Genomic DNA, 15,324 nt, shown 5'->3' with positions numbered 1-15,324 from the left:
CTCCATGACCTCGATCGATCTCAACGCCGACCTGGGCGAGGGCTTCGGCCGCCGGCGCCTGACCGACGACGAACAGCTGCTGTCCTTCGTCACGAGCGCCAATGTGGCCTGCGGCTTCCACGCCGGGGACGCGGCCACCATGCGGCGGGTGTGCGAGCTGGCGGCCGAGCGCGGCGTACGGATCGGCGCCCAGGTCTCCTACCGCGACCTGGCGGGCTTCGGGAGGCGCGCGATGGATGTGCCGCCCGACGAGCTGGCGGCCGAAGTGGCGTACCAGATCGGCGCCTTGGAGGTCTTCACGCGCGCGGCGGGCGCGCGCGTGGCCTACGTCAAACCGCACGGCGCGTTCTACAACCGTGTCGTGCACGACGAGGAGCAGGCCCGGGCCGTGGTCGACGGGGTGCTCCTGGCGGACGCCACGCTCCACGTGCTCGGGCTGCCCGGATCGCGCTTCCTCGAAGTGGCGGAGAAGGCCGGACTCCCGGTCGTCACCGAGGCGTTCGCTGACCGCGCCTACACGGACGAGGGCACGCTCGTGCCGCGCAGTCAGGACGGCGCCGTGATCACCGACCCCGGAGCCGTTGTGGAACGCTCCGTGCGCCTCGCCGACTCCGGCGTGGTCGCGTCCCGCTCCGAGTGACCCTCGGCCCCAGCGACGACTGGTTCACGGCAACGGCCGTACGCACCCTTACGACGCATACGTACCGGGTCTCCTCGGCGAGCAACCGCATCGGCCTGCGCACGGAAGGGCCCGCCCTGGAGCGGGCGCGCCCCGGCGAACTCCCCAGCGAGGGCATGGTCCTCGGCGCGATCCAGGTGCCCCCGGACGGCAGGCCCGTGGTGTTCCTGGCCGATCACCCGACCACCGGCGGCTACCCGGTCATCGCCGTCGTCCGGGCCACGGACCTCCCCGGCGCGGCCCAGGCCGCGCCGGGCACGCCGGTGCGGTTCGTGGCCGTGCGGCGCCGTTGACCGGGCTTACGCCGCATCGGGCTGCTCCGTGACCGACAACGCCGCCAGCGCGGACGCCACCGCATGCGACGCGCTCAGGTCGAGCCGAGCGCTCGTGCCGCGGGCGCGGTGACGGATCTCGTCGGCGGCGAGGGTGAGGAGTTGGGGCAGGAGGTCGGTGCAGCGGCGGGCCACCCAGCCGGTGCCGGCGGTGGCCAGCCACCACAGGCTCGCCGAGCGTGTGGGCGCGGGGAACTCGGGCTTCGAAGCAGGCGCACACCCCGTCGCGATGCCCGCCTCCGCGAGCAGCGCGTGGAAGCGTACGGCGAGTTGCCGGTGCCCCCGCTCGCCCGGATGCAACCGGTCCGCGCTCCACATGGCGCGGTCCGTGAGCCACGCCCCTTCCGCGGCGTGCAGATGGACGGCGCCGTACCGCTCCGAGAGCGCGTGCACCACCGTGTTCACGGCCCGCTGGCGCCGTGCGAGCGGCCGGGCCAGCGACCCGGGCAGCCCGAGCATCGCGCCGGGGTCGGGCAGGCAGGCGGTGAGCAGCACCGCCCCCTGCCGCGTGAACGCCGCGTACACCTCGTCGAGCCGCGCGGCCACCGCGTGGATGTCGAAGGTGCACCTCAGGGTGTCGTTGACTCCGATGACGACCGAGGCGACGTCCGGCCGTACGGCCAGCGCGGCAGGGGTCTGACGCTCCAGGACGTCACGCGTCTGGGCGCCGCTGACCGCGAAGTTGACGAACTGCGCGGGAGCGTCGGCAGGGGCGAGCCCGTCGGCGAGCAGCGCGGCCCAGCCACGCCACCCTTCACCGACGGGATCGCCCACTCCCTCCGTGAGGGAGTCCCCGAGTGCCACGAACCGCAGGGGTCTCATGCCACGCCCTCCCGAGCCCTTCGCGCGGAGGAGGTGCCCGCCTTTGACGACGGCCGGTCGACCCGTACGGCCGCGTCGTGCGCCGTGAGGAACGCCTCCACGGCGGCCGGCCAGCCGAAACAGGCGGCACGCGCGCGTGCCGCCTCCCGGCGCTCGCTCTCGGGACGGTCCAGCAGCAGCCGTACCTTGTCCGCGAACGACTCTCCGTTGTCGGCGGCGGTGGCTCCGGCGGAGCCGATGACCTCCGGGAGCGCGGAGGAGGCGCTGGCGACGACGGGCGTACCACAGGCCATCGCCTCCAAGGCCGCGAGCCCGAAGGTCTCGGCGGGCCCGGGGGCCAGACATACGTCGGCGGAGGCCTGCAGACCGCCCAGGAGCGCGCGGTCGCCCACGTGCCCGAGGAAGGTGACCGGCAACCGCCGCTCGCGCGCCCGCTGTTCGAGCCGGGCCCGCAGCGGCCCCTCACCGGCGACAACGAGCACCGCGCGCTGCCCACGGCGCAGCAGTGCCTCCAGGGCGTCCAGCGCGGTGCCGGGCCGCTTCTCGACGGACAGCCGGGAGCACATCACCAGCAAGGTCTCGTCCACGCGCGCGTGCCGGGCGCGCAGCCCCGGGTCCCGCAGCGAGGGGTGCCGGCCCTCCAGGTCGACGCCCAGCGGGGCGCGTACGACATTGCGGGCGCCGATGCGGACGAACTCGCGCTCCGCGAACTCCGTGGTGCATACCACGCGTGAATAGTGGTGCGCGGTACGGATGTTGAGGGCGTCGGAGGCCCGCCGGGCCATGCCTTCGGACAGGCCCCAGGTGCGCAGGACGCCGTCGGCGGTCTCGTGGGACACCATCACGGCGGGCACCCGGGCGCGCCGCGCCCACACGCCGGTCCAGCGCAGCGTCGTACGGTCGGAGACCTCGAGCCGGTCGGGCGCGAGCTCCTCCAGGAGGGCGGCCACACGCTTCTTGTCGGTGAGCACGCGGTAGCCGCCGGTCCCGGGCAGCAGCGGTCCGGGCAGGGTGATCACCCGGCCCTGCTCGGTCTCGCGGTCCGTGGCGCGCTCACCGGGCACGATCAGCACGGGCTCGTGCCCGGCGTCCCGGTAACCGGCGCCCAGCTCCCGCAGCGCGGTCCGCAGGCCGCCAGAGGCGGGGGCGACGAAGTTGGCCAGCCGGACGATCCGCAGCGACTCGCTCATGCCGCCACCACCGCCCTTCCGGTGAGCACGTCGGCGTAGTGCCCGATGAGCTGGTCGCCGACGGCCACCCATGTGCGGCCCTCGACGGTACGGCGCGCCTCGGCGCCGTACGCGGCCCGCAGCGCGGGATCGGCGGCGAACGCCGCCACGGCGTCGCGTACGGCGTCCTCGTCGCGCGGCGGGACGAGCAGTCCGGTGCGCCCGTGGGCCACCAGGTCGAGCGGTCCGCCCGCGGCGGGGGCGACCACGGGGATGCCGCTGGCCATCGCCTCCTGCACGGTCTGGCAGAAGGTCTCGAACGGTCCGGTGTGCACGAAGACGTCCAACGAGGCGAAGATCCGGGCGAGTTCGTCACCGGTGCGACGGCCCAGGAAAACGGCTCCGGGAAGTGCCCCGGTCAGACTCGTCTGGCTCGGGCCGTCGCCAACGACCACGACGCGTACGCCGTCCAGGCCGCAGGCCCCGGCGAGGAGTTCGACCTGCTTCTCGGGGGCGAGCCGGCCGACGTAGCCGACGATCAGCTCGCCGTTCGGCGCGAGTTCACGGCGGAGTGCGTCGTCCCGGTGTTCCGGGCGGAACCGGACGGTGTCCACGCCGCGCGGCCACAGTCGCACCCGGGGCACACCGTGCGCCTCCAGGTCGTGCAGAGCGGCGCTGGACGGGGCGAGCGTCCGGTCGGCGGCGGCGTGGACGGAGCGGATGCGCCGCCAGGCAGCCGCCTCGCCCGCGTGCACATAGGTACGGGCGTATCCGGCGAGGTCGGTCTGGTAGATGGCCACGGCGGGGATGCCGAGCCGGGTGGCGGCCGCCATGCCGCGCACGCCGAGGACGAAGGGGCTGGCCAGGTGGACGAGGTCGGCACGGTGTTCGGTGATCGCGGCGGCGACGCGTCGGCTGGGGAGGGCGACACGGACCTGGGGGTAGCCGGGGAGCGGTAGGGAGGGGATTCGGACGACGGGGCACGGCGCGAGGGCGTCGGGCCCGTTGCCGGCGGCGGTGGCCGGGGCGACGACGAGGGGGTCGTGACCGCGGTCGACGAGGTGTCGGGCGGTCTGGAGCGCGCAGTGGGCCACGCCGTTCACGTCGGGGGGAAAGGACTCGGTCACGATGACGACACGCATACCCGTGTTGTCGTCGTGCTGGACGTGGCCGCGTCAACGTGGATCTTTCCGGAGAGGGAACGTCCCATGAGCGTTGCGCTGCGTGCGCCCCCGGATCACGACCCGGTCACGCCCCGGCATCCAGGCTCGTACCAACGGGCTACGGGCGGGCGACAACACGCTCACACCACGGTCGCATCCCGCCCCACGCCGCGGAGATGCCCGGTCTCACACTGTGGACGCGCGGGCCTTCACACGGCAGTCGTGTCCGGGCCGATTCTGCTTCGGACCGCTGTCTGCACCTCGGCCTCCTCGGCGGGATCGGCGGCGAGCCGCCGGAGCTGGTCGACCACCCTGGCGTCACCGGTCTCGGCGTGCCGGGCGGCGACTTCCCGGGTCGTCTCCTCACAGTCCCAGAGGCACTCGACGGCGAACCCGGCGGGAAAGGACGGATCGGTGGCGGCCAGCGCGCGGGCCGTGCGCCCGCGCAGATGCGACGAGGCCGTCTCACGGTAGACATGGCGCAGCACGGGGGCGGCACACGCGATACCGAGCCGTCCGGCGCCGTCGACGAGGGTGCACAAGGTCGGCGCGTCCGGCCCGTCTCCCCGTACGGCCTCGCGCAGGGCGGCCAGCACCAGCTCGCGGTCCTGTGCACCGCCCCGACAGGCGAGCACGCGTCCCGCAGCCTGACCGAGCGCGTCGGGCCGGTGCGCCCACCGTCGCGCCCGCTCCACGGCGGCGACGCTGCGCATCCGCTCGAAGGCGTCCACGGCGGCGTCCACGACGAGTCGCGAGCCGGCGGTCTGAGCGGCCTCGATCAGGTCCAGTACGTCGGGATCGTGGCTGTCGGCGAGATAGCGCAGGGCCGTGCAGCGCGCGCCGTCGTCGCCGTGCCGGGCCGCGTCGATGATCTCGGGACGGTCGTCGGGCCCTGCGACGGCGGTGAGGCAGCGGGCGGCCGGGACATGGAGCGCTGCTCCGCGTTCGACGCCCTGCTGTGCCCATTCGAAGACGGCCCGAACACTCCACCCCGGACGGGGCCCGGAGGATTGCATCTGCCGCTGCCAGCGGTCGAAGGAGCCTGCTTCTTGGGCGGCACGCACGCGTGTGGCGATGGATGTGCGGGAGTCCTCGGCCCACAGCCGCCAGGGCCGGGGTTCGAAGGCGTCGCGCACGGCGGCGGCGAGTTCGGCCTCGCCCTCGGGGTCTGCCGGGAAGCGCGCGAGGACCGGCGCAGCGAGGGCGCGCAGTCCGGCGTCGTCGTCGCGCAGTGCCAGTTCGTCCAGGGCCCAGGCCCAATTACTGCCGCGGGCGGCGTACCGCCGCAGCAGTTCGAGCGCGTCCCGCCTGCCGTACGAGGCGAGATGCCCGAGCACGGCGAGCGCGAGGCCCGTGCGTGACTCGTCCGTGTCGAGGATGTCCTCGGCGTCGAAGAGGTGGGCCTCGATCTCGTCGAGCTCGCCGTTCAGGTCGAGATAGAGACGGGCGTAGAACAGGGAGCGGTTCTCCACCTGCCAGTCGTGGCGGGGGTCGTGCAGCACACACGCGTTGAGCGCGGCGAGCGCCTCGGGGCGCGGTGCGGTGAGCGCGTGCAGCGTGCCGTCGCCGCGGCCCCTCTGGAGCAGGCCGAGCAGCGTACCGCTGGGCGCTATGACCGGATCGAACATGGGAAACAGCCTCACATCAAGCGTCGGCGCAACCGGGGATCGTGCTTTACCTGGTCGCGTGACAACACGTCGGGACGCCCGTCGTTTCTTGCTTGCTGTAGACCATCTTCCTCTGCCTCTCGTCGGTGCCCGTAGGGGCCGCATCACGGCCCGCGCGGTGCGGCAACACCTGCCCAGCCATCGCGTCCGTGAATCACGACGTCATGATGACCCAGCGGTTCTCGCTACCGCGACCGCATTTCCGGCGGCTGGGTACCGCCTCCCCCAAAATCGTTGTTGCGCCTGGTCAGGGCGGGTGCTTCAGTTCACTCCGAAAAGGCCGAGCAACTCGGCCTTGCCGAACATCCGGGCCGTGTCCACAGCGGACGGCGTGCCCGCGGAGGGGTCTGCGCCGGCGTCCAGGAGGACCCGGACCACCGCGTCCTCGCCTTTGAAAACCGCTCCGGCGAGCGGTGTCTGGCCCCGGTCGTTGACGCGGTCGGCCTCGGCGCCGCGCTCCAGGAGGGCGCGCACCGCTTCCGCGTGACCGTGATAGGCGGCGAGCATCACGAGCGAGTCGCCGCGGTCGTTGGTGAGGTTGGCCGGCACGCCCGCGTCGACATACGCGACGAGCGCCTCGGTCTCACCCCGGCGCGCCAGATCGAACATCCTGGTCGCCAGCTCCACTACCTCGGGGTCAGGGGCTTCGCTCATCGGCCGGACCACCTCTCGCTGCGCGAACTCGGGTACTTCGGGTCCGTACGACCACGAGCGGTGCGGCCGTACGAGTGAATCGCCAGCGTACTGGCTTCGGCGGGCACATGACCGGGCCCGACCGAGGCAAAGATCACCTCGCAGCAGGCGGGCGACCGCTGGTGCCCGAGTGGCCGGTTGACCAGGACCATCAGGGCGAAACGAGGGGAAATTCACCTAGTTGCGCCTTTTGTCCTATGGATACATGCTGTGAGCCTGGAAGTACTCATGGTGACTGTCCCCATCGACGTCCCAATCGACCAGGAGAACCATCATGATCCTGTCCATCTCAGGTGTCGTCCTGCTCGGCATCATCGTCTTTCTCTTCTTCCGCAAGGACGGCCTCAAGGCCTCGCACATGCTGGTGTGCGCGCTGTTCGGGTTCTATCTGGCGAGCACGGCCGTCGCCCCGAGCATCAAGGCGGGCGGCGAGAGCCTGGCCAGCCTCCTCGGCGGAATCAAGTTCTGACGCCCTCCCCTCCGCGCGCATCGTCAGGAGACAGCAGTGGCCCGGCGCCCTCTCCCCCGCATTCTCAGCAACGGCAACGACCGGATCGTCCGCGGCCGGGAGCTGGCCCGGTCGGCCGCCGAGAATGCCAACGACGTTCTCCACCCGCTGATCACGATCACCCGTGGACTGGGCCGGCTGGCGGCGGCAGGGCGGCACAGATGGTCCGGCACCCCCAAGGACCGGCGAGGGCCGCTGCTGTTCCTGCTGGCCTCGATCGTGCTGGTCGTCGCCTTCCTGCCCTTCGGGCCGCTGCTCGCCACCATCACCCTCATGGCGGCTGCCGCCTGGCACGGCCGGGACCGCACCGCGTCCCGGCCGACGGGCCCCGACGAGGCGCAGGCCAAGCGCCTGCAGTCGCTCTACGAGGCGCTCGTCCCCTACTTCTCGGTCCCCGAGGACCCCGCTCCCCTGTTCACCCACGGCGGGGACTGGGCGAAGGCCTTCGTCTCGTACGCGTTCGACGGCACCGGCCGCGTCTCCCAGCTGACGATCCGCTACCCGGCGTACTTCACGGACGGGGAGGCGGCCTCCCGCGCGCGTATCGAGCAGTTGCTGCACACCAAGTCGGGCCGTGGCCGGGAGTACCGCTTCGAGTGGGACGAGGAGGGCAATCAGCTCACCGTCACGGCTCTGCCGCCGCTTCCCGTCGACATCGCCGCCCAGCACTTCGTCACGGCTCCGGGCGAGACCGTGCTCGGCTTCACCGACCCGGCGGGCGTCCAGCGCACGCTTCCCGTCACGGCCGGTACGGACAGGCGCGACGTTCCGCCGGTCGTATGGCGCACGGGCTTGCGCTCGACCGAGCCGCACCTTCTCGCCGTCGGCGGTCCCGGGAGTGGCACGACGACCCTTCTGAGGTCGATCGCTCTGCAGACCCTCCGACACAGTGACGTGCTGATCGTCGAGGGCGGCGGCACGGGCGAGTACGCGTGCCTCGCGGGCCGGGCCGGCGTACTGGCCGTCGAGTGCGATCTGACGGGCGCCCTGGCCGGTCTGGAGTGGGCGGCGCACGAGACGGAGCGACGCCTCATCACCATGAACCGGGCCCGTCAGGCGGGCCAGCCCCCGCCGGACGACACGCGGCGTCCGCTCTGGCTCTTCCTGGACCGCCCGACGGTGCTCGGGCAGCTGGCGGCGGCCGACGGGCGCAGGGACCCGCAGTCCCTTCTCCAGGTGCCGTTGCGGCACGGGCGCGCGGCCGGTGTGACGGTGGTGGTGGCCGAGCAGTTCGACGGCATGGAGTGCCTCAGCGACCCGGTACGTCAGCACACGCGCGCGCGTGTCGCACTCGGCACGGCTTCTGCCGCACAGCTCGAAGCTGTGCTCGGGACGCGTCCGCCCACCACAGTGACCGCGGACATGCCCGCCGGCCGCGGTTACGCCCGGCTGGGCACGGGTCCGGTGCACCGTCTCCAGGTCCCGGCGACCCCGGACCCGTACGACGAGGCGACGAGTGAGGCCCACCGCCAGGCGGTCCTGAGCCTTCTGCCGGAGCGCATCGCCCCGGCAGACGGGGAGCCCGCCGACGTCACGGACGTCACGGCGGAAGACCGAACGGGCCTCGACGCGGTCGCGAAGGTCGCGGCGGAAGGCTGACCGGCCGCAGCGGCGGCCCGGATGTCCGGTCGCACGGATCCGCGCCCCGAGAGAGCTGGACGCGCGGGGTCACGCCCCGAGAGGACTGCACACGCGGGGCCGCGCCACGAGACACCCGGACGCTCGGGGTCAGACGACGGAGACGTCCGACGCGCAGCGTCACGCCACGAAGGTGCGCGGTGTCTCCGTCGCCCCGTTCACTCCCGTCTCCACCAGTCGGGCCGCCGCGGCCAGACGCGCCGCGGCCTCATCGGCCACCGCGCCGCCGACGGTGAACGGCAGCCGCACATAGCCCTCGAAGGCTCCGTCCACTCCGAAGCGCGGCCCCGACGGCACCCGTACGCCCACCCGCTCACCGGCCTCGGCCACACGTGAGCCCGACAGCCCGCCGGTACGCACCCACAGCGTGAGCCCGCCGTGCGGGACCTCGAACTCCCAGCTGGGCAGCTCACGGCGTACGGCGGCCACGAGCGCGTCGCGGTTCTCGCGGGCCTGGCCGCGGCGCACGTCCACGGCCTGCTCCCAACCCCCGGTGCTCAGCAGCCAGTTCACGGCCAGCTGTTCCAGGACGGGGGTGCCCAGATCGGCGTACGCGCGTGCCACGACCAGGCTGCGGATCACCTCGGGCGCCGCCCGCACCCAGCCGATCCGCATACCGGCCCAGAAGGCCTTGCTGGCCGAGCCGACCGTGATGACCGTCGACCCGGCCGGGTCGAAACCGCAGACGGGGCGCGGTAGTTCGAGCCCGTCGTCCAGATGCAGCTCGCTCATGGTCTCGTCCACGACCAGCACGGTGCCCGCCGACCGCGCGGCGTCGACGAGCCGCCGCCGCTGGTCCTCGTCGGCAAGCGCGCCCGTCGGGTTGTGGAAGTCCGCGACGACGTACGCGAGCCGGGGCGCCGCGTCGCGCAGTACCTGCCGCCAGCGGTCCGTGTCCCAGCCCGTGAGCCCCTCGGCCATGGCGACCGGCACGAGGCGGGCTCCCGCCTCCCGCATCAGCTGGAGGATGTTGGCGTAACTGGGCGACTCGACGGCGATGCGTTCGCCTCGCCCGGCAAAGAGGTGGCAGATGGCGTCGATGGCTCCCATGGCGCCGGTGGTCACCATGATCTGCTCGGGCATCGTGGGAATGCCGCGTGCGGTGTAGCGCTCGGCGAGCGTCGTGCGCAGCGCGGGCAGCCCCGCCGGATAGTCGCCGTGCGTGTGGGCGTACGGCGGCAGTTCCTCCAGGGCGCCCTGGACGGCACGGGTGAGCCAGGGCTCGGGCGCCGGCAGGGACGCAGTGCCGAGGTCGATCATGGAGCCGAGCGCATCGGGCGGCAGCGGTTCCAGGCCCCGTGCGGGCAGCGGATTGCCGGCCGGTACGGCGGTCCAACTCCCCGCTCCCCGGCGGGACTCCAGGAACCCCTCGCTGCGCAGCGCCTCATAGGCGGCGGCCACGGTGGTGCGGCTGACGGACACGGAGAGGGCCAGTTCGCGCTCGGCGGGGAGCCGCGCGGCAACGGGGACGCGTCCTTCGAGCACGAGCAGCCGGATGCCGTCGGCAAGTGCGCGATAGGCGGGCGGGCGCCGCGTACCGGGACCGGCAGGGCGCTCCTGCTGGGAGTTGAGCAGCCGAGCCAGCTGCGCGGCCCCGACCGCCGAAGTCCACTGCGCCATGATCCTCAGTCCACCTTCCCCGAATTGGCCATGGATGGCATGTCCTGCCAAGCCACAGGGTGTCATGGGTCAGGCCACTACCACCATCGCCCGGCTGTTGCTGCGGTTGTTCGCCGTTCCCTCGGCAGACGGCAGCTCCGTCGTTGCCGCGGGTCAACCGGAGGGGGCGATACTGCGCGGGTGACCACCCGGATACGCCATCCCTACCTCGACCATCCCGGCCCGATCGCCTTCGCCCACCGGGGCGGGGCGGCGGACGGACTGGAGAACACCGTGGCCCAGTTCCGGCGCGCGGTCGAGGCGGGTTACCGGTACATCGAAACCGATGTACACGCCACTGCCGACGGCCGGCTCGTCGCCTTCCACGACGCGACGCTGGACCGGATGACCGACGGAGCGGGCCGGATAGCGGACCTCCCCTGGGATCACGTACGGCACGCGCGCGTGGCCGGTGCCGAGCCGGTGCCCCTCTTCGAGGAGCTTCTGGAAACGTTCCCCGACGTCCGCTGGAACGTCGACATCAAGGCGGAGCCCGCCCTGAACCCGCTGCTCGACCTGATCGCCCGAACCAACGCCTGGGACCGCGTCTGCGTCGGCTCCTTCTCCGAGGCGCGCGTGTCCCGCGCCCAGCGACTGGCCGGGCCGCGGCTGGCGACCTCGTACGGCACACGGGGTGTCCTGGGGCTGCGCCTGCGGTCGTGGGGCGTCCCCGCGGCGCTGCGCCGTTCGGCGGTCTGCGCGCAGGTGCCCGAGTCTCAGTCGGGGGTCCCTGTGGTCGACCACCGCTTCGTACGTGCCGCACACGCGCGCGGTCTGCACGTCCACGTGTGGACCGTCAACGAGCCCGAGCGGATGCACCGTCTCCTGGACCTCGGAGTCGATGGCATCATGACCGATCACATCGAGACGCTGCGCGGGGTCCTCAAGGACCGCGGCACCTGGGTCTGACGGGCCCGGCGCATCCCGCCACGTCCGCCTACGGGGACTGTGACGGGGAAGCGAGGGCACGGGTGGGCACCGACACCGTGCGGACGGAGGCGGCCGACGACGCGGCCGGGCGGCGCCGCGAACAACACGGCTGGTACTTCTACGACTGGGCCTGCTCCGTCTATTCGACGAGTGTCCTGACGGTGTTCCTCGGCCCCTACCTGACGTCGGTCGCCGAGTCGGCGGCGGACCCGGACGGCTTTGTGCACCCCCTGGGGATTCCGGTCCGCGCGGGTTCCTTCTTCGCGTACTCCGTGTCCGCGTCCGTGATCCTGTCGATCTTCGTGATGCCGCTGGCGGGCGCGGCGGCCGACCGTAGCGGCCGCAAGAAGCCGCTGCTCGCGACCGCCGCCTATGTGGGCGCCGCTGCCACCACCGGCATGTTCTTCCTGGACGGCGACCGCTATCTGCTGGGCGGCTTCCTGCTGATCGTGGCCAATGCCTCGGTGGCCGTCTCGATGGTGCTCTACAACTCCTATCTGCCGCAGATCGCCCCGCCCGAGGAGCGCGACGCCGTCTCGTCCAGGGGCTGGGCCTTCGGTTACGCCGCGGGCGCACTGGTCCTGGTGGCGAACCTGGTGCTGTTCACGGCCCATGACAGCTTCGGCCTCTCCGAGGCGACGGCGGTACGCATCTGTCTGGCCTCCGCGGGCATCTGGTGGGGCGCTTTCACACTCGTACCGCTGAAGCGGCTGCGCGACCGCCCTGCGACGACCCCGAAGGGGACGTCCGCGCACGGTTGGCGTCAACTGGCCGCCACCGTGCGGGAGATGCGGCGCAAGCCCCGGACACTCGCCTTTCTGCTGGCTTATCTCGTCTACAACGACGGCATCCAGACGGTCATCTCACAGGCATCCGTGTACGGCTCCGAAGAGCTGGGACTCGGCCAGTCGACCCTCATCGTCGCGGTACTGCTCGTCCAGCTGCTGGCCGTGGCCGGCGCCCTCGGCATGGGCCGGCTCGCGTGCGCGTACGGTGCGAAGCGCACGATTCTCGGCTCGCTCGTGGCGTGGACGGTGACGATCGGGGCGGGTTGGTTCCTGCCCGCGGGCTCGTCCGCGTGGTTCTTCGTGCTCGCCGCCGGCATCGGACTCGTACTCGGCGGGAGCCAGGCGCTGTCCCGCTCGCTGTTCTCGCATCTGGTGCCGCCGGGCAAGGAGGCCGAATACTTCTCGGCGTACGAGATGAGCGACCGCGGCATGAGCTGGCTGGGCCCGCTTGTGTTCGGTCTCACATACCAGCTGACCGGAAGCTATAGGGACGCCATCGTCTCGCTCGTGGCCTTCTTCGTCATCGGATTTCTGCTGCTCGCGCGGGTCGCGGTGCGCGAGGCCGTGCGGGATGCGGGCAACCCGGTGCCGGACCGGATCTAGGGCCTGCCGCCATCACCGATTTAGCACCTGGGACCAAAGGCCGGTAGTGTACGCGTTTGGCCTGCCAGGCGTACCGTTACTGCGCGTCAAAGATGCCGAAACGGTGGGTGACATCTGGTCTCAGATGTGACAAACCGGGCGCTGGTGGGTACAACAAGGGGCGGCTACGACGGCGACGCATGACCCGCAACGGGAATCTTTACCGCCGACCGGACGTTGACCGGATGACGACGACAGCGACACCTGTCCTGTGGGCGACAAGCCCGGGAGGCACGATTCATGAGTGAGCGAGCTCTTCGCGGCACGCGCCTCGTGGTGACCAGCTACGAGACGGACCGCGGCATCGACCTGGCCCCGCGCCAGGCCGTGGAGTACGCATGCGAGAAGGGTCATCGCTTTGAGATGCCCTTCTCGGTGGAGGCGGAGATCCCGCCGGAGTGGGAGTGCAAGGTCTGCGGGGCCCAGGCACTCCTCGTGGACGGCGACGGCCCCGAAGAGAAGAAGGCCAAGCCCGCGCGCACGCATTGGGACATGCTGATGGAGCGGCGCACACGCGAGGAACTCGAAGAGGTCCTCGAGGAGCGCTTGGCCGTTCTCCGATCCGGCGCCATGAACATCGCGGTACATCCGCGGGACAGCCGCAAGTCCGCGTAGCCCCTTCGGGGGTTGGGCGGCATAGAGAGCGCACCCGGGACCGCGGGTGCCGTGCTTTGGTGCACGGCACCCGCGGTTCTGTTGTGCTGATGGTGCGGCTGAGTGGTGGATTGCTGTCCCTGGGGCTGCGCCCCAGACCTCCATCGCCCTGGCGGGCTCGTCCTCAAATGCCGGATGGGCTGAAGATCAGCCCGTCCGGGGGCACCCCCAGAGCCGGCTGGAGAAGGTAGCCGGGGAGTTTGAGGACTGGGGTCCAGAGGGCGGAGCCCCCTGGCGGAGCCCCAGAAGGATGATGGGGTCCGCCCGCTCGAGCGAAGCCGAGAGCGGGGTAGGGGCTGCGGGGGCGAAGAACCCGGGCCTCAGCCCGTCAGCGGCGGGCGCGGTCCCGGCTCGCCCTCCGGGCCCCGGCGCTCGTCATCGCGGATGACTTCGCCCGGTACGACCTTGCCGTCGGGGCGGTGCATGCGGGCCTGCTGGAAGGCGTCGCCCAGGGTGCCGGGGGTGGCTTCGCGCATCTTGTGTTCGAAGGTGCGCTCTGCGTAGCGGCTCAGGGACTTCTGGACCGGTGGGATCAGCAGGACCAGGCCGAACGCGTCGGACATCAGGCCCGGCAGCATCAGGAGCAGGCCGCCCAGCATCACCAGACCGTTGCCCTCGCTGCCCCGCTCGCCCTGCGGCAGCACCCCGCTCTGCTGCTGCTGAAGGGCCTCGCTCAGGGCCCGGAAGGCCCGGCGTCCGGCTCGCTTGATGACCACGGAGCCCAGCACGAATCCGGCCACGAGCAGCAGAAACACGGCCCAGCCGCCCGCCGCGCCGGCCACCATGGTCAGCAGCCAGATCTCCAGGACCAGCCATGCGGCGATACCGAGTGGCAGGTACGTACGCAGCCGAGAGCGCCGCGGTCGCGCGGGGAAGGTCGGAGTCGGAGCGCCAGTCGTCATGCGTCCAGTGTGCCTGGCCAGTGCTCAGTACGGGATAAGGGGGCGATCAACTCCGCCCGCGACTCCGAGGATCAGGGCGACTTACGTCCCAGGATCCGCCCTGCCCGCTCCCCCACACCCCACGTCGTGACCCGCCACAGTGCCTCCACGAGGATGTCGCGGCTCATCTTCGAGTCGCCCAGTTCCCGTTCGACGAAGGTGATGGGAACCTCGACGACGTGGTAGCCGGCCTTGACGGCACGGCGCGCCAGGTCGACCTGGAAGCAGTAGCCCTGGGAGGCGACGTCCGAGAGGCCGATCCCTTCGAGGGTCTCCCGGCGGAACGCGCGATAGCCGCCGGTGACATCACGGATCGGCACGTCGAGCAGGACGCGCGAGTAGAGGCTGCCGCCGCGGGAGATGAACTCCCGGGACTTGGGCCAGTTCACGACCCGCCCACCCGGCATCCAGCGGGAGCCGAGGACCAGGTCGGCGCCCTTGAGCGCGGTGAGCAGCCGGGGCAGCTCCTCGGGCTGGTGCGAACCGTCGGCGTCCATCTCGACCAGTACGCCGTAACCGTGCTCAAGGCCCCACCGGAAGCCCGCGAGGTAGGCGGCGCCGAGGCCCTCCTTGCCCTTGCGGTGCAGCACATGGACGTGGTCATCCTCGACGGACAGCTCGTCGGCGTGCTTGCCGGTGCCGTCGGGGCTGTTGTCGTCGGCGACCAGGACGTGCGCCGCGGGCACGGCGGCCCGCACCCGGCCGACGATCGCCTTGATGTTCTCCACCTCGTTGTAGGTGGGGATGATCACCAAGGTGGTGCCGAGCGGACCGAACTGTCGCCCACCGCCGTCGTTCACAGCTTCCCCTTAAGACATCCGTGCGAAGGGCTCCACCCTAGCGAGCGTCCCTCCCGCGGAGGTGGGGGTGGCGGCTCCGGGAGACCTGAGAAGGGCAAGGTACTGCGGATCGGGGCCCGGCGCCCTTCGGGCCGACCTGGGACCCGCTGGCTGCGGGTCGACCTAGAGCCGTTGTCTACTGAGCGCCGGGCCCCACCCGGGTCACACCTGCCGACCGGCGGAACGTTCCCCCGCCCCCG

13 protein-coding genes and 3 pseudogenes are annotated in these 15,324 nt (G+C 71.8%); 8 read left to right on the top strand and 8 right to left on the bottom strand.

Features of this window, described 5'->3' with window-relative positions; genetic code table 11:
• Positions 1–4: 4 nt before the first annotated feature.
• Positions 5–634 (top strand): annotated as a pseudogene (locus ABD357_RS06800) (LamB/YcsF family protein); the annotation flags it as partial.
• Positions 631–972, top strand: a pseudogene (locus tag ABD357_RS06795) (5-oxoprolinase subunit C family protein); the annotation flags it as partial. The pseudogenes ABD357_RS06800 and ABD357_RS06795, both read left to right, overlap by 4 nt.
• Before the next feature lie 6 nt (positions 973–978).
• Here ABD357_RS06795 and ABD357_RS06790 read toward each other — a convergent pair.
• From ABD357_RS06790 to ABD357_RS06770, 5 genes are all read right to left on the bottom strand, one after another.
• Complete coding sequence (locus ABD357_RS06790) at positions 979–1,833, bottom strand: SGNH/GDSL hydrolase family protein (RefSeq protein ID WP_344388188.1); 855 nt, start codon at positions 1,831–1,833, stop codon at positions 979–981.
• Positions 1,830–3,023 carry a glycosyltransferase gene (locus tag ABD357_RS06785; RefSeq protein ID WP_344388187.1) on the bottom strand — a complete coding sequence of 398 codons (1,194 nt, stop codon included), beginning with the start codon at positions 3,021–3,023 and terminating at the stop codon, positions 1,830–1,832. The genes ABD357_RS06790 and ABD357_RS06785 overlap by 4 nt, the downstream gene beginning before the upstream one ends.
• Positions 3,020–4,144 (bottom strand): glycosyltransferase family 4 protein, encoded by a 1,125-nt coding sequence (locus ABD357_RS06780; protein ID WP_344388184.1) that lies wholly within the window; start codon positions 4,142–4,144, stop codon positions 3,020–3,022. Before ABD357_RS06780 ends, ABD357_RS06785 begins: the two co-directional genes overlap by 4 nt.
• Before the next feature lie 230 nt (positions 4,145–4,374).
• Entirely contained in the window at positions 4,375–5,793 is a 1,419-nt protein-coding gene (locus ABD357_RS06775) for a HEAT repeat domain-containing protein (protein WP_344388181.1), read from the bottom strand.
• Between the two features lie 300 nt (positions 5,794–6,093).
• Positions 6,094–6,486 (bottom strand): ankyrin repeat domain-containing protein, encoded by a 393-nt coding sequence (locus tag ABD357_RS06770; RefSeq protein WP_344388179.1) that lies wholly within the window; start codon positions 6,484–6,486, stop codon positions 6,094–6,096.
• Positions 6,487–6,799: 313 nt separating this feature from the next.
• Here ABD357_RS06770 and ABD357_RS06765 point away from each other — a divergent pair, with 313 nt between their 5' ends.
• Positions 6,800–6,994 (top strand): hypothetical protein, encoded by a 195-nt coding sequence (locus tag ABD357_RS06765; protein ID WP_344388177.1) that lies wholly within the window; start codon positions 6,800–6,802, stop codon positions 6,992–6,994.
• Between the two features lie 36 nt (positions 6,995–7,030).
• Complete coding sequence (locus tag ABD357_RS06760) at positions 7,031–8,632, top strand: hypothetical protein (RefSeq protein WP_344388174.1); 1,602 nt, start codon at positions 7,031–7,033, stop codon at positions 8,630–8,632.
• A gap of 159 nt (positions 8,633–8,791) precedes the next feature.
• On the opposite strand, the gene ABD357_RS06755 is transcribed toward ABD357_RS06760, so the two are convergent.
• Positions 8,792–10,291, bottom strand: a complete 1,500-nt coding sequence (locus tag ABD357_RS06755) for an SCO1417 family PLP biosynthesis transcription factor (RefSeq protein ID WP_344388172.1) — start codon at positions 10,289–10,291, stop codon at positions 8,792–8,794.
• 85 nt (positions 10,292–10,376) lie between these two features.
• On the opposite strand from ABD357_RS06755, the pseudogene ABD357_RS44995 reads away from it, so the two are divergent.
• The 4 genes and pseudogenes from ABD357_RS44995 to ABD357_RS06740 all read left to right on the top strand — a co-directional run.
• Positions 10,377–10,475: pseudogene (locus ABD357_RS44995) on the top strand (membrane protein YczE); the annotation flags it as partial.
• Positions 10,472–11,239 carry a glycerophosphodiester phosphodiesterase family protein gene (locus tag ABD357_RS06750; RefSeq protein WP_344388170.1) on the top strand — a complete coding sequence of 256 codons (768 nt, stop codon included), beginning with the start codon at positions 10,472–10,474 and terminating at the stop codon, positions 11,237–11,239. The pseudogene ABD357_RS44995 and the gene ABD357_RS06750, both read left to right, overlap by 4 nt.
• Before the next feature lie 62 nt (positions 11,240–11,301).
• Positions 11,302–12,651: an MFS transporter gene (locus tag ABD357_RS06745; protein WP_344388169.1), complete on the top strand. Its 1,350-nt coding sequence runs from the start codon at positions 11,302–11,304 to the stop codon at positions 12,649–12,651.
• 279 nt (positions 12,652–12,930) lie between these two features.
• Positions 12,931–13,305, top strand: a complete 375-nt coding sequence (locus ABD357_RS06740; RefSeq protein WP_003977404.1) for an RNA polymerase-binding protein RbpA — start codon at positions 12,931–12,933, stop codon at positions 13,303–13,305.
• Between the two features lie 359 nt (positions 13,306–13,664).
• Here ABD357_RS06740 and fxsA read toward each other — a convergent pair whose 3' ends face one another.
• Positions 13,665–14,246 (bottom strand): FxsA family membrane protein, encoded by a 582-nt coding sequence (gene fxsA, locus ABD357_RS06735; protein ID WP_344388168.1) that lies wholly within the window; start codon positions 14,244–14,246, stop codon positions 13,665–13,667.
• 71 nt (positions 14,247–14,317) lie between these two features.
• Positions 14,318–15,085 carry a polyprenol monophosphomannose synthase gene (locus tag ABD357_RS06730; RefSeq protein ID WP_344388167.1) on the bottom strand — a complete coding sequence of 256 codons (768 nt, stop codon included), beginning with the start codon at positions 15,083–15,085 and terminating at the stop codon, positions 14,318–14,320.
• Positions 15,086–15,324: the final 239 nt, after the last annotated feature.

The sequence above is a fragment of the Streptomyces vastus genome (genome assembly GCF_039532825.1).
Lineage (GTDB): Bacteria > Actinomycetota > Actinomycetes > Streptomycetales > Streptomycetaceae > Streptomyces > Streptomyces vastus.
This window is presented reverse-complemented; position numbering and strand designations above follow the sequence as displayed.

Excerpts from the sequence above, each read along its gene's own strand:
- ABD357_RS06790 (WP_344388188.1), bottom strand. The coding sequence starts at position 1,833 with ATGAGACCCCTGCGGTTCGTGGCACTCGGGGACTCCCTCACGGAGGGA.
- ABD357_RS06785 (WP_344388187.1), bottom strand. The coding sequence starts at position 3,023 with ATGAGCGAGTCGCTGCGGATCGTCCGGCTGGCCAACTTCGTCGCCCCC.
- ABD357_RS06780 (WP_344388184.1), bottom strand. The coding sequence starts at position 4,144 with ATGCGTGTCGTCATCGTGACCGAGTCCTTTCCCCCCGACGTGAACGGC.
- ABD357_RS06775 (WP_344388181.1), bottom strand. The coding sequence starts at position 5,793 with ATGTTCGATCCGGTCATAGCGCCCAGCGGTACGCTGCTCGGCCTGCTC.
- ABD357_RS06770 (WP_344388179.1), bottom strand. The coding sequence starts at position 6,486 with ATGAGCGAAGCCCCTGACCCCGAGGTAGTGGAGCTGGCGACCAGGATG.
- ABD357_RS06765 (WP_344388177.1), top strand. The coding sequence starts at position 6,800 with ATGATCCTGTCCATCTCAGGTGTCGTCCTGCTCGGCATCATCGTCTTT.
- ABD357_RS06755 (WP_344388172.1), bottom strand. The coding sequence starts at position 10,291 with ATGGCGCAGTGGACTTCGGCGGTCGGGGCCGCGCAGCTGGCTCGGCTG.
- ABD357_RS06740 (WP_003977404.1), top strand. The coding sequence starts at position 12,931 with ATGAGTGAGCGAGCTCTTCGCGGCACGCGCCTCGTGGTGACCAGCTAC.
- fxsA (WP_344388168.1), bottom strand. The coding sequence starts at position 14,246 with ATGACGACTGGCGCTCCGACTCCGACCTTCCCCGCGCGACCGCGGCGC.